Raw genomic sequence first — 12,704 nt, forward strand, 5'->3', positions numbered from 1 at the left:
GTACAAGAAAATGAATCAGAGGTCGCCCATGCCCAACGAAGCCGCTGCCAAGCCGAAAATCGCCATCAGTGCCTGCCTGATGGGCGAGGAAGTCCGTTTCAATGGCGGGCATAAACAATCGCATCTGTGCAGTCGTGTCCTTACGGAGTATTTCGAGTTCGTGCCCGTATGCCCGGAAGTCGCCATTGGCCTGGGCATTCCGCGAGAACCGATCCGGCTGGTGGGCGATCCCGCGAACCCCGACGCGGTCGGCACGGTGAAGCCTAACCTGGACGTGACGCGCCCACTGGCCGAGTACGGCAGGCAAATGGCTGCTGAGCTGGACGACATCTGCGGCTACATCTTCATGCAGAAGTCACCGTCCTGCGGGCTGGAACGGGTCAAGGTCTACAGCCATGACGGCGCCCCGCAAAAGGATGGCGGACGGGGCATCTACGCCCAGGCGTTCTGTGATCGCCATCCGGACCTGCCGGTGGAGGAAGACGGTCGCCTCAACGACCCGGTGCTGCGGGAGAACTTCCTGACCCGGGTATTCGCCTACGCGGCATGGCAACCCCTGCGCCACAAGAACCTGACCCGGCGGGACCTGATCGAATTCCACTCGCGCTACAAGTACCTGCTGATGGCCCACAACCCGGTGCAATACAAGGCCCTGGGCAACCTTTTGGGCAGCATGGGCAAGGCCGATCCCAACGAGCTGGGGCCGCGCTACTTCAGCGCGCTGATGGCTGCCCTGAAAAAATGCGCCACCCGCCGGACCCACACCAATGTGCTGCAGCACCTGAGCGGTTATCTCAAGCGTGCCATCGGGGCCGAAGACAAGCAGGAAGTGCAACACCTCATTACCCAGTATCGCCAGGGCATCGTACCGCTGGTGGTGCCCCTGACGTTGCTCAAGCATCACTTGCGCCTGCATCCCGACCCGTACCTGTCGCAGCAGGCCTACTTGCAGCCGCACCCGGAAAACCTCAGCCTGCGTAACGCCATCTGATGGCCCGTGAACCTGATTCGAGCGCACGCGAGGACCTGGGAGCCGACTTTGCCGAGGCCCTGGCCCAAGGTTGGCTGCCGATACGCGAAGTGGCGCGACAGACCGGCGTCAACGCCATTACCCTGCGCGCCTGGGAACGTCGCTATGGCCTGATCGTGCCGTACCGCACCCCCAAGGGCCACCGATTGTTCAGCGCCGAGCATGTGGAACGGATCCAGACCATCGTCACCTGGATCAATCGAGGCGTGGCCGTGAGCAAGATCAAGCCCCTGCTCGACACGCCACAACCACCGCCCGAAACGCCGGAGAACGACTGGCAGCGCCAGCGTCATGGGCTGGTGCTGGCCGTGACCCAACTGGCCGAGCGCCAGGTCGACGACCTGGTGAACCAGGCCATGGCGCTCTACCCGCCATGGACCGTCTGCGAGCAATTGCTGCTGCCCCTGCTGGCCGATCTGCACCGCCGCTGGCAAGGGCAGTTCGGCGCGCAACTGGAGCGTGTGTTCCTGCATTCCTGGCTGCGCAGCAAATTCGGCAGCCGGATCTACCACAACAACCGCCAGTTGCGCGGCGCACCGTTGCTGCTGGTCAATCAATCCGACCTGCCCCTGGACCCTCAGCTGTGGCTCACCGCCTGGCTGGCCAGCAGCACCGATTGTCCCGTGGAGGTATTCGACGAACCGATCCCTGCCGGCGAACTGGCCTTGGCCGTTGAGCGCCTCGCGGCTCGCGGTGTATTGCTGTATTCCAGCCACGCCTTGAACCCGTCGCAACTGCCCAGGCTGCTGAACGGGATCGACTGCCCGGTGATCATCGCCGGCAGTGCCGCATCGATCCACCACGCCAGCTTATCCACTGGAGCTGCGATGCCGAACGTCAGCTGGGCCGAAGACCCGTTATCGGCCCATCGTGAACTGCGCCGCCAGGCACTTCTTTGAATGGAAACCCTATGCAACTGATCTGGCTGCGCAGCGACCTGCGCCTGCACGACAACACCGCCCTGGCGGCCGCCACGGCTCGAGGCCCGTGTGTGGCAGTCTATCTACCAAGTCCGGAACAGTGGCGCAGCCACGACGACGCCCCCTGCAAGATCGATTTCTGGCTGCGCAACCTCACCTCATTGAGCGCGGACCTGGGTGAGCTGAACATCCCGTTGCTGGTACGTGCTGCGGCGCGTTGGGACCAGGCGCCACAGGTGCTGCTCGGGTTATGCCGCGAGCTGAAGATCGATGCGGTGCACGTCAATGAAGAGTATGGGCTGAACGAAACCCGGCGAGATGCCGACGTGGCCCGGACCTTGAAAGCCCAGGGCATCGAATTTCACAGCCACCTCGACCAGCTGCTGTTCAAGCCCGGTAGTGTACTTACCCGGACCGGCAATTATTTCCAGGTGTTCAGCCAGTTTCGCAAACTCTGCTACAGCCGTTTGCACCTCTCGCTGCCGAGCCTGGCCGCCACTCCGGCCCGGCAAGCGCCAACCGGTATCGACAGCGATCCGGTACCGACCCGTGCCGAGGGCTTTCACCCTCCCGGCGAAGCGCTACGCACCCTTTGGCCCGCGGGCGAAAACGAAGCCCGGCGGCGTCTCGATGCATTCATCGACCAGCACCTCGACGACTACCAGCGCGACCGGGATTTCCCGGCCCGGCCCGGCACCAGCCAGCTTTCGGCCTACCTGGTGGCCGGTGTGGTCTCCCCACGCCAATGCCTGCACGCCGCGCTACAAGCCAACCAGGGTGAGTTCGAAAGCGGCAATGTCGGTGCTGTGACCTGGATCAATGAATTGCTTTGGCGAGAGTTCTATAAACACATTCTGGTGGGCTATCCCCGGGTGTCCCGGAACCGCGCGTTCCGCCCGGAAACCGAAGCATTGGCCTGGCGCGATGCCCCGCAGGAGCTGGCTGCCTGGAAAGAGGCCCGCACGGGGCTGCCGATCATCGATGCAGCCATGCGCCAACTGCTGGAGACAGGGTGGATGCATAACCGCCTGCGCATGGTCGTGGCGATGTTCCTCACCAAGAATCTGCTGATCGACTGGCGTGAAGGCGAGCGCTTCTTCATGCAGCACTTGATCGACGGCGACCTGGCCGCCAATAACGGCGGCTGGCAGTGGAGCGCCTCCACCGGCACGGACGCGGCGCCCTGGTTCCGGATTTTCAATCCACTGAGCCAATCGGAGAAATTCGACCGCGAAGGGGCCTTCATCAAACGTTGGTTACCCGAACTGAACGATCTGGACAGGCAACAGGTCCATAACCCCAAGGCCTACTGTGGATTGTTCGACAATGTGGACTACCCCGCTCCGATCGTCGACCTTGGCCGATCCCGAGCGCGTGCGCTGGCGGCGTTCAGGAACCTGCCAACGCGACAGGACGCGGCAGCGGAACCACAGGGCGATCATCGAACATGAAATTCCTGCCTGGCGGATGCAGTTTTCGCCACGCAGGATATAGTCTTACTAAATACATGGGTTTCACCGCGAAAACCTTGTATCAGACGCGGCGCGACCCGATCGAAAGGAGCACGGAATGGGTGTGAAACCGCCACGGCGATATTGGTTGACGGGGGCCAGTGATGGCGTCGCCGCTTCGCTCGCCGTTAAGCTGCTTGAAAGTGGAGCGCACCTGGCGATCAGTTCACGCTCGGGTAAACCCTGCCAAATCCTTTCCGAACGTTATCCGAACCAGATTCTGTTGGTGCCTGGTGACCTGACCGACAGCCAGACAGTGCGCGAGATCGGCGAGCGGATCACCCAGCAGTGGGGCTCCCTGGACACCGTCATCCTGAATGCCGGAAGCACTGAACACGCCGACGGCCAGCCCGCTCCCCAGGCTTTCATCGAACACCTGATACGCAGCAACCTGCTGATGGCCAGTTTTTGCATCGAAACGGCCTTGCCGCTGTTGCAAGCCGGCACCCTCCCCCATCTGGTGGGGATCGCCAGCCCGGCGACTTACCTGTCGCCGTCACTCACCGAGGCCAGCGGCAGCACGTTGCGGTCGCTGTTCGAAACGACCCGCGCCAGGCTCGCCCCCGACGGCATCGCCGTGACATTGGTCCACCCCGGCTTCGACGATCAGTCGCTGTGCCTGGACGACGGCTCATTACCCACTGCCGACTCGACGGACGAAGCGGCCGCTTACATCCTGGCCCACCTAGCCGAAAGGCCTGCCGAGTTGAAACTCCCTATCGCGGCGCTGGCGGCGCTCTGGCCGTTGCCCGCATCGGCCCAGGCCGGACAAACCGACGCCGACCCTTGCCAGGCCAGTGTGTGGTCACCGATCAAGGGTCGCCCTTGAAGGCCGTGGTTGCCTTACACTGCCGGCCATGAAAACCATCCCTCTCGTAGAACTCACTGCGCCGGCCGTGACGTGCTCGACCTGCGCGGCATGCTGCTGTCGACTGGAAGTGCTGCTGATCACCGACACCGGCGTCCCGCCACGTTTCATTGCCATGGATGATTGGGGTGGGGAAGCCATGTTGCGGCTGGATGACGGCTGGTGCGCGGCACTGGATCGCGACAGCATGAAATGCACGATCTACGAGAAACGTCCGTTGATCTGCAGGGAGTTCGAGATGGGCGCGCCGGAATGCGTCGAGGAACGCCTGGGCATCGCGACGGCATATCGTTAGGCCGTCGTCAGAAACGGTTCGCCCGCGAGGTCATCGGATCAGCCAGCATTGATGTGACCGATACCCCGCCCTCGCGAGAAAGCCCGCTCTCACCAGGCTCTGTCTGGAATGTACCTGTACCAAGGCCCGTTTCAATGCAGCACGGCCGGGTGCAGGTACATCTCAGACAGAGCCTGAGCGAGCGTTACAGAGGCATGGTGTAGTGCAGCGCGTAGCTTTCCACGCCGTCGTTGTTCGACGAGATACCGGCGTTGGAGTAATGGGTGGCGCGAATGCCCACCTCATGCCCGCCATTGAAGCGCAGGCCAAAGCCGATGCGGTCTTCGAACTGGAACGCACTACCAAGCTTGTTATCTTCCAGCTCGGTGTTGGCAAACAGCGCAACGCCGATGCCGGCCTCGATATAAGGCTTCACGTTCTGACCGGAAAATTCATACACGAAGACCGGCGAGAACGACAGGCTGTGGTTACTGGAAGTCTCATCGCCTTCCCAGTAGGTGTAGGCACCACTCCAGTAGCCGGTCAGACGCCCCACGTCACTTTGCAACCAGCTTTTGTCCCAGTCGAACTGCATGCCCAGGCGATAGGTCATGGTCGAATCGCTGGTCTGGCCGATTCCAAACTCCACACCTGCCGCTTGCGCAGTGTAAGTGTGCCCCAACAACGCAGCCGCAAGTGCGGCAATGCAGAATAAGCGCTTCATTAGAAACATCCTTTTCCGAACAGACTTAGTTAGTTTTTTCTTACAAACAGACAGAGCTATAGAAATCCGCGTTGAAACAGAAGTTCAGCGATTTTTACACAATTTTCACGATTTCTTCACAGGTCGAAGCTTCGCACAACGCCGGGCGATTTCCATAGTACAGGTAGGATTTTTCTTAAATGTATCGGATCGGCGCTAGTCCAGAACAGGGTTTCGCTGGCAGGCCCCTCGGCCAGCAATGCTCGCTCGGCCAACAGCCGCTGAAGCTGCCGCGCCACCGCGGCGCCGGTATCGATCAGGCTGATGTGCCCGGGGACCATCTGCTCAAGCAATGGCTTGAGAAAAGGGTAATGGGTGCAACCCAGGATCAACGTATCGCAGCCGGCCGCCAGCAAGGGGTCGACATAATGTTGCAGCAGTTGGCGCAAGGCCGGGCTGTGCAGGTCCCCTGCCTCGATCAGTTCCACCAGGCCGGGACACGGTTGAGTGACCACGCGTACATCGGTGGCGAAACGATCGAGCAACGCGGCGAACTTTGCACTCTGCAAGGTACCGGTGGTGGCGAGTACACCGACGATGCCGCTGCGGGTCGCAGCCGCGGCCGGCTTGACCGCCGGCTCCATGCCAACGATGGGCCAGTCCGGATAATCGCGACGCAGGTCGGCCACGCCGGCGACGGTCGCGGTGTTGCAAGCCACCACCAGCGCCTTGGCGCCCTGGCGCTTCAGAAAGTCAGCGATGATCGCGCAGCGTTGTGCAATGAAGGCCGGGGTTTTCTCGCCATAGGGAATATGCCCGCAGTCGGCTACGTAGAGCAGCGACTCGTTGGGCAGCAACCGACGGATCTCCCCCAGCACCGACAGGCCACCGACACCCGAATCGAATACCCCGACCGGCGCGTCACGCATGTTGGCTACCACACACGCTGCAACCCGGATCGCGCTTGACCCGCAACTCACGGAAGCGTGAGCCCAGCGCATCGATCAACAGCAGGCGTCCCACCAGGGGTTCGCCGAACCCGACCAGCAGCTTCAACGCCTCCAGGGCTTGCAGGCTACCCACCAGCCCCACCAGCGGCCCGACCACGCCGGCCTCGCTGCAGGTCAGCTCGGCTTCGCTGCCATGACCGTAGAGACAGTGGTAGCAAGGGCTTTCGGGGCGACGTGGATCGAACACCGATAGCTGTCCCTCCAGGCGAATCGCCGCACCGCTGACAAGCGGTTTGCCCGCCCTGACACATGCCGCGTTCACCGCTTCGCGAGTGGAGAAATTGTCGGAGCAGTCCAGCACGACATCCACGGTCGCGACCACGGCGGCCAGACTGTCTTCGTCCATGGCCGTGTTGTGAGGCACAAGGCGGACCTCGGGATTGATCGCCGTCAGGCGACGCATCGCCGAATCGACCTTGCCCAGCCCGACGCTGTCGGTATCGTGGATGATCTGGCGTTGCAGGTTGGTCAGGTCCACCGTGTCAAAATCCGCCAGGTGCAGCTCGCCGACGCCGGCGGCGGCCAGGTACAAGGCCACCGGGGCGCCGAGGCCGCCAAGACCGACGATCAGTGCACGGCTCTGCTTGAGACGCACCTGCCCGTCGATGTCGACGTGCTGCAACAGAATCTGCCGGCTATAGCGCAACAGCTCCTGATCGCTCAGCACGGCATGCACCCCAGGCTGATGCGCTCATGGCCCCCCAGGTCCTTGCGACTGTGGACTTCGGCAAATCCCTGGGTCTGCAGCAGGTCACGCACCGCGGCGGCCTGATCGTATCCATGTTCGAGCATCAGCCATCCGCCAGGAGCGAGATGAGCCGGTGCCTGGGCAATGATGGTACGCAGGTCATCGAGACCATCCGCGCCGGCCACCAGCGCGCTGGCCGGCTCGAAACGCACGTCGCCTTCGACCAGGTGCGGATCGGTGGCAGCAATGTAAGGCGGGTTGCTGATGATCAGATCGAAACGCCGGCCGGCCAGGGCGCTGAACCAATGACTGCTGAGCACCGTGACGTTACCCAGGTCCAGGCGCTGACGATTGCGCTCGGCCAGGGCCACGGCTTCCAGCACCCGGTCGACGGCGGTCACCGTCCAGGCCGCACGTTCGCTGGCCAAGGCCAGGGCAATCGCGCCGCTGCCGGTGCCCAGGTCCAGTACCCTGGCCGGGGTCGCCGGCAACAAGGCCAGCGCGGTTTCCACCAGCAGCTCGGTGTCCGGTCGCGGAATCAGCGTATGAGGGGCGACTTCCAGGTCGAGCTTCCAGAAGCCCTGTTGTCCCAGGATGTAGGCCACCGGCTCGCCGGAACGACGCCGCCGCAGGTATTCGGAAAACAGCAGCGCGGCCTCGCTCGGCACGATCCGCTCGGGCCAGGTGTGCAGGAAACTGCGGGACTTGCCCAGGGCCGCCGCCAGCAGCAATTCGGCATCCAACCGCGGCGTGGGCGAATCCGGCAACTCGGCGGCGCGTAATACGCTGGCGATGATGGTCATGGGGTCTACCTCTGCTTACTCGCCAATCGCGGCCAGTTGGTCGGCCTGGTATTCGGCCAGCAACGGCTCGATCACGGCCTCGACGCCACCGGCAAGGATCTCGTCGAGGGAATACAACGTCAGGTTGATCCGGTGGTCGGTCACCCGCCCTTGGGCGAAGTTGTAGGTCCGGATCCGCTCGGAACGGTCCCCCGATCCCACCAGCAGCTTGCGCTCGCTGGCGATGGCACTGGCCGCGGCGCTGGCCTGCTGGTCGTTGAGCTTGGCCGACAGCCAGGCCATGGCCCGTGCCCGGTTCTTGTGCTGGGAACGCTCTTCCTGGCATTCGACCACGATGCCCGAGGGCAAGTGGGTAATACGGATCGCCGAGTCGGTCTTGTTGACGTGCTGACCGCCGGCGCCGGAGGAACGATAGGTGTCGATCCGCAGGTCCGCCGGGTTGATTTCGATGGCTTCCTGCTCATCCGGCTCGGGCAATACCGCCACGGTACAGGCCGAGGTATGGATACGGCCCTGGGATTCGGTGGCCGGCACACGCTGCACGCGATGGGCTCCGGACTCGAACTTCAGCTTGCCATAGACGTTGTCGCCCTCGACCCGGGCGATGACTTCCTTGTAGCCGCCGTGTTCACCTTCGTTCTCCGAGAGAATCTCGACCCGCCAGCCACGACGCTCGGCGTAACGCGAATACATGCGGAACAGATCGCCGGAAAAGATCGCCGCCTCGTCGCCGCCCGTACCGGCCCGGATCTCGAGGAATACGTTGCGCCCGTCGTTCGGGTCCTTGGGCAGCAGCATGCGCTGCAGATCACTCTCCAGCTCGACCAGCCGCTCCTTGGCCTCGCGGACTTCCTCGACCGCCATCTCACGCATGTCCGGGTCGCTGTCCTTGAGCAATGCCTGGGCGCCAGCGAGGTCTTCCTGCACTTTGAGCAACTGTTTATAGGTCGCGACAATCGGCTCGACTTCCGCGTACTCCTTGGAGTAGGTGCGGAACTTGTTCTGGTCGGAAATGACTTCACCATCGCCCAGCAAGGCGGTCAGTTCCTCGAAACGGTCCTGGAGAACGTCCAGTTTATTGAGCAGTGACGCTTTCATTGCGATTTTTTATCCGAAAAGCCATTCGGTGAACCCTCACCGAGGGCAAAGAGTTCCTGGGCCATGGCCAGCGCATCGAGACGGCCCTCGGCGGTCAACTTCTTGAGCTGGACACTGGGCGCGTGAAGCAGTTTGTTGGTCAAGCCGCGGGCCAGTTGCACCAGCACTTCCTCGGCATTGCCACCGTTGGCCAAAAGACGCTGGGCCTTTTGCAGTTCTTCGTCGCGCAGGCGCTCGCTCTGTTGGCGATAGGCCTTGAGCACGTCCACGGCCGCCAGCTCGCGCAGGCGCACCATGAAATCCTCGGCCCCGACGGTGATCATCTCTTCCGCCGCCTGGGCCGCGCCTTGACGACTCTTGAGGTTCTCGGCAACCACCTCGTGAAGGTCATCGACACTGTAGAGATAAACGTCGTCCAGTTCGCCGACTTCCGGCTCGATGTCCCGGGGAACGGCGATGTCCACCATGAAGATCGGTTTGTGCTTGCGCAGCTTCAGGGCGCTTTCCACAGCGCCCTTGCCGAGGATCGGCAACTGGCTGGCGGTGGAACTGATCACGATGTCGCTGTGCACCAGCTCGGACGGGATATCCGATAGCAGCACCGCGTGGGCGCCGAACTGTTCGGCCAGGGTACTGGCTCGCTCCAGGGTCCGGTTGGCCACCACGATGCGCTTGACCCCCAGGTCGTGGAGATGACGAGCCACCAGGGTGATGGTTTCGCCCGCGCCGATCAGCAGCGCCTGGCTGCGCTGCAGGTCGCTGAAGATCTGCTTCGCCAGGCTGACCGCGGCAAACGCGACGGACACCGGGTTCTCGCCGATGGCGGTGTCGGTACGCACCTGCTTGGCTGCGTTGAACGTGGCCTGGAACAACCGCCCCAGCAACGGACCGACGGTGCCGGCCTCGCGGGCCACCGCATAGGCAGACTTCATCTGCCCGAGAATCTGCGGTTCGCCCAACACCAGCGAGTCGAGCCCCGAGGCGACGCGCATCATGTGACGAACGGCCGCATCGTCTTCATGCACATAGGCACTGGCGCGCAGCTCGTCGAGACTCAGGTCGTGATATTCGGCCAGCCAGCGCAGCACTGAATCGACCGAAACGTGATCCTGTTCTATATAAAGCTCGCTGCGATTGCAGGTGGAGAGGATCGCAGCCTCGCGGCTCTCGGTGAGTCGGCAAAGCTGCTGCAGGGCCTCAACCAGCTGCTCGGGCGTAAAGGCCACGCGCTCGCGGACGTCTACTGAAGCAGTCTTGTGGTTAATACCAAGTGCAAGGAAGGCCATTCAAGGTCGCTGATTGTGACGTGAAGCCGGCAATTGTCCTACTTCGCCAGATTCAGAACAACCCACCCGATCTCTATCGCTGCGGGTAAATCGACGGGGCGGTTATGTTTTGGTCGAAGGCTTGTGTCATGATGATCCGACCGCAGGTTAGTCGTCCTCTTCCTATATGAATAGATCTTCCGCGTTGCTCCTCGCTCTTGCCCTGCTCAGTGGCTGCCAGTCCATGGACCCCGTTTCGACGGACGGCACGCCGCCGGTCGAAGACAGTACGCAGGCACCTGAAAAGCCCAAGGTCTACGGCTCGTTCAGCGAAGAAACCATCTTCAGCCTGTTGAGCGCCGAACTGGCCGGCCAGCGCAATCGTTTCGACATTGCCCTGGACAATTACGTGACCCAGGCCATCAATACCCAGGACCCCGGCATTTCCGAGCGGGCGTTTCGCATCGCCGAATACCTGGGAGCCGACCAGGCCGCGCTGGACACCGCCATGATCTGGGCGAAAAACGCCCCGGACGACCTCGAGGCGCAACGCGCCGCCGCCGTGCAACTGGCCCGCGCCGGACGCTACGACGACTCCATGCTGTATATGGAGAAGGTGCTGCTGGGCAAGGGCGACACCCACTTCGACTTCCTGGCGCTATCGGCGGCCGATACCGACCAGGAAACCCGCAGCGGCCTGATGAAGAGTTTCGACCGTTTGCTACAACGCCACCCGAACAACGGCCAGCTGATTTTCGGCAAGGCACTGCTGCTGCAGCAGGATGGCGACTCCCAAGGCGCCCTCACCCTGCTGGAAGACAACCCGCCGGAAGCCGGCGAGGTGGCGCCGATCCTGCTGCGGGCACGCCTGCTGCAAGGCTTGAATCGCGGTGACGAGGCCCTGCCGCTGCTGGAAAAAAGCATCAGGAAATACCCGGACGACAAACGCCTGCGTCTGACCTACGCGCGCATGCTGGTGGAAAACAACCGCATGGACGACGCCAAGGTGGAGTTTTCCAGCCTGGTCCAGCAATACCCTGAAGACGACGAACTGCGTTACTCCCTGGCACTGGTTTGCCTGGAAGCCAAGGCCTGGGAAGAGGCCAAGGGTTACCTGGAAGACCTGATCGCCCGGGAGAGCCACGTCGATTCGGCGCATCTGAACCTGGGCCGCATCGCCGAAGAACGCAACGACCCCGAGACCGCGCTGATCGAATACGCCCAGGTCGGCCCAGGCAACGACTATCTGCCGGCACAGTTGCGCCAGGCCGATATCCTGATGAGCAACGGCAAGACCGCCGAGGCCCAGAGCCGCCTGTCCGTCCAGCGCGACGCCCAGCCCGACTACGGGATCCAGTTGTACCTGATCGAAGCCGAGACGCTGTCGGCCAACAATCAGGGCGACAAGGCCTGGAACGTGCTGCAGCAAGCGCTCAAGCAGTACCCGGACGACCTGAACCTGCTCTACACCCGCGCCATGCAGGCGGAAAAACGCAATGACCTGGCCCAGATGGAAAAAGACCTGCGCCTGATCATCCAGCGCGATCCCGACAATGCCATGGCCCTCAATGCCCTCGGCTACACCCTGTCGGACCGTACCACGCGCTATGACGAGGCCAAGGTACTGATCGAGAAGGCCCACCAGATCAACCCGGAAGACCCGGCGGTCCTCGACAGCCTGGGCTGGGTGAATTATCGCCTGGGGAACCTCGACGAAGCCGAACGTCTGTTGCGCCAGGCCCTGGAGCGCTTTCCCGACCAGGAAGTCGCGGCTCACCTGGGCGAAGTCCTGTGGGCCAACGGCAAGCAACGCGAAGCGCGGCAGGTCTGGAGCAAGTTCCTCAAGGAACAGCCTGACAGCCCCATCCTGCGCGGCACCATCAAACGCCTGACCGGATCAGAGACTCTTTAAGACCATGTTTTTGCGCCACTTCATCGTTTTCAGCTTCATCGCCCTGCTCGCCGGTTGCGCGGGCTTTGGCGCCCGTGAATCCGTCCAGGGCCATGGCAACCCGGCCCAATGGCGTGAGCACAAGGAACAACTGAGCGGCCTCGACGGCTGGCAGATCGACGGCAAGATCGGCATTCGCGCCCCGAAGGATTCGGGCAGCGGCACGCTGTTCTGGCTGCAACGCCAGGACTACTACGACATCCGCCTGTCCGGTCCGCTGGGGCGCGGCGCAGCGCGATTGACTGGCCGTCCAGGCCAGGTTTCGCTGGAAGTCGCCAACCAGGGGCGCTACGACGCCCCGACGCCCGAAGCGCTGCTGGAAGAGCAGCTGGGCTGGAAATTGCCGGTCTCCCACCTGACCTGGTGGGTTCGCGGACTGCCCGCACCGGACAGCAAGAGCCGCCTGACCCTCGACGCCGACAGCCGCCTGTCCAACCTGGAGCAGGACGACTGGCAGATCGAATACCTCAGCTATGCCCAGCAGAACGGCTACTGGCTGCCCGAGCGAATCAAGCTGCACGGCAGCAACCTGGACGTCACGCTGGTGATCAAGCAATGGCAGCCGCGCAAGCTGGGGCAATGA

13 protein-coding genes and 1 pseudogene are annotated in these 12,704 nt (G+C 62.7%); 8 read left to right on the plus strand and 6 right to left on the minus strand.

What is annotated here, in order from left to right:
- The first annotated feature begins 28 nt into the window (after window positions 1-28).
- From AC1M7R_RS06490 to AC1M7R_RS06515, 6 genes and pseudogenes are all read left to right on the plus strand, one after another.
- Entirely contained in the window at window positions 29-991 is a 963-nt protein-coding gene (locus AC1M7R_RS06490) for a YbgA family protein (RefSeq protein ID WP_072396838.1), read from the plus strand.
- Window positions 991-1,929, plus strand: a complete 939-nt coding sequence (locus tag AC1M7R_RS06495; RefSeq protein WP_072396836.1) for a MerR family transcriptional regulator — start codon at window positions 991-993, stop codon at window positions 1,927-1,929. Before AC1M7R_RS06490 ends, AC1M7R_RS06495 begins: the two co-directional genes overlap by 1 nt.
- Window positions 1,930-1,940: 11 nt before the next feature.
- Window positions 1,941-3,401 (plus strand): deoxyribodipyrimidine photo-lyase, encoded by a 1,461-nt coding sequence (gene phrB / locus AC1M7R_RS06500; RefSeq protein ID WP_072396834.1) that lies wholly within the window; start codon window positions 1,941-1,943, stop codon window positions 3,399-3,401.
- Between the two features lie 118 nt (window positions 3,402-3,519).
- Window positions 3,520-4,290, plus strand: a complete 771-nt coding sequence (locus AC1M7R_RS06505) for an SDR family NAD(P)-dependent oxidoreductase (RefSeq protein ID WP_490610310.1) — start codon at window positions 3,520-3,522, stop codon at window positions 4,288-4,290.
- Between the two features lie 6 nt (window positions 4,291-4,296).
- Window positions 4,297-4,407: pseudogene (locus AC1M7R_RS06510) on the plus strand (hypothetical protein); the annotation flags it as partial.
- Window positions 4,358-4,624, plus strand: a complete 267-nt coding sequence (locus tag AC1M7R_RS06515) for a YkgJ family cysteine cluster protein (RefSeq protein ID WP_371128612.1) — start codon at window positions 4,358-4,360, stop codon at window positions 4,622-4,624. The pseudogene AC1M7R_RS06510 and the gene AC1M7R_RS06515, both read left to right, overlap by 50 nt.
- A gap of 184 nt (window positions 4,625-4,808) precedes the next feature.
- Here the strand turns inward: AC1M7R_RS06515 and AC1M7R_RS06520 are convergent, their stop codons facing one another.
- The 6 genes from AC1M7R_RS06520 to hemA all read right to left on the minus strand — a co-directional run bounded on the left by AC1M7R_RS06520 (window position 4,809) and on the right by hemA (window position 10,191).
- On the minus strand, window positions 4,809-5,327 hold the full coding sequence (locus AC1M7R_RS06520; RefSeq protein ID WP_072396828.1) for an acyloxyacyl hydrolase: 519 nt from the start codon (window positions 5,325-5,327) through the stop codon (window positions 4,809-4,811).
- Window positions 5,328-5,443: 116 nt separating this feature from the next.
- Window positions 5,444-6,235 (minus strand): glutamate racemase, encoded by a 792-nt coding sequence (gene murI, locus AC1M7R_RS06525; RefSeq protein ID WP_072396826.1) that lies wholly within the window; start codon window positions 6,233-6,235, stop codon window positions 5,444-5,446.
- Window positions 6,228-6,983, minus strand: a complete 756-nt coding sequence (locus tag AC1M7R_RS06530; RefSeq protein ID WP_072397207.1) for a molybdopterin-synthase adenylyltransferase MoeB — start codon at window positions 6,981-6,983, stop codon at window positions 6,228-6,230. Before AC1M7R_RS06530 ends, murI begins: the two co-directional genes overlap by 8 nt.
- Window positions 6,977-7,807, minus strand: coding sequence for a peptide chain release factor N(5)-glutamine methyltransferase (gene prmC / locus AC1M7R_RS06535; RefSeq protein ID WP_072396824.1), 831 nt, complete (start codon window positions 7,805-7,807; stop codon window positions 6,977-6,979). The genes AC1M7R_RS06530 and prmC overlap by 7 nt, the downstream gene beginning before the upstream one ends.
- Window positions 7,808-7,822: 15 nt before the next feature.
- Entirely contained in the window at window positions 7,823-8,905 is a 1,083-nt protein-coding gene (gene prfA / locus AC1M7R_RS06540) for a peptide chain release factor 1 (protein WP_072396822.1), read from the minus strand.
- Window positions 8,902-10,191 carry a glutamyl-tRNA reductase gene (gene hemA, locus AC1M7R_RS06545; protein ID WP_072396820.1) on the minus strand — a complete coding sequence of 430 codons (1,290 nt, stop codon included), beginning with the start codon at window positions 10,189-10,191 and terminating at the stop codon, window positions 8,902-8,904. Before hemA ends, prfA begins: the two co-directional genes overlap by 4 nt.
- A 166-nt stretch (window positions 10,192-10,357) precedes the next feature.
- On the opposite strand from hemA, the gene AC1M7R_RS06550 reads away from it, so the two are divergent.
- Both AC1M7R_RS06550 and lolB read left to right on the plus strand, forming a co-directional pair.
- Entirely contained in the window at window positions 10,358-12,082 is a 1,725-nt protein-coding gene (locus tag AC1M7R_RS06550) for a tetratricopeptide repeat protein (RefSeq protein WP_072396818.1), read from the plus strand.
- 4 nt (window positions 12,083-12,086) lie between these two features.
- Window positions 12,087-12,704, plus strand: a complete 618-nt coding sequence (gene lolB, locus AC1M7R_RS06555; protein WP_072396816.1) for a lipoprotein insertase outer membrane protein LolB — start codon at window positions 12,087-12,089, stop codon at window positions 12,702-12,704.

The sequence above is a fragment of the Pseudomonas sp. MS01C9 genome (assembly GCF_058202755.1).

Coding starts and splice junctions, on each gene's coding strand:
- AC1M7R_RS06490 (WP_072396838.1), top strand. CDS start 29: ATGCCCAACGAAGCCGCTGCCAAGCCGAAAATCGCCATCAGTGCCTGC.
- AC1M7R_RS06495 (WP_072396836.1), top strand. CDS start 991: ATGGCCCGTGAACCTGATTCGAGCGCACGCGAGGACCTGGGAGCCGAC.
- phrB (WP_072396834.1), top strand. CDS start 1,941: ATGCAACTGATCTGGCTGCGCAGCGACCTGCGCCTGCACGACAACACC.
- AC1M7R_RS06505 (WP_490610310.1), top strand. CDS start 3,520: ATGGGTGTGAAACCGCCACGGCGATATTGGTTGACGGGGGCCAGTGAT.
- AC1M7R_RS06520 (WP_072396828.1), bottom strand. CDS start 5,327: ATGAAGCGCTTATTCTGCATTGCCGCACTTGCGGCTGCGTTGTTGGGG.
- murI (WP_072396826.1), bottom strand. CDS start 6,235: ATGCGTGACGCGCCGGTCGGGGTATTCGATTCGGGTGTCGGTGGCCTG.
- prmC (WP_072396824.1), bottom strand. CDS start 7,807: ATGACCATCATCGCCAGCGTATTACGCGCCGCCGAGTTGCCGGATTCG.
- prfA (WP_072396822.1), bottom strand. CDS start 8,905: ATGAAAGCGTCACTGCTCAATAAACTGGACGTTCTCCAGGACCGTTTC.
- hemA (WP_072396820.1), bottom strand. CDS start 10,191: ATGGCCTTCCTTGCACTTGGTATTAACCACAAGACTGCTTCAGTAGAC.
- AC1M7R_RS06550 (WP_072396818.1), top strand. CDS start 10,358: ATGAATAGATCTTCCGCGTTGCTCCTCGCTCTTGCCCTGCTCAGTGGC.
- lolB (WP_072396816.1), top strand. CDS start 12,087: ATGTTTTTGCGCCACTTCATCGTTTTCAGCTTCATCGCCCTGCTCGCC.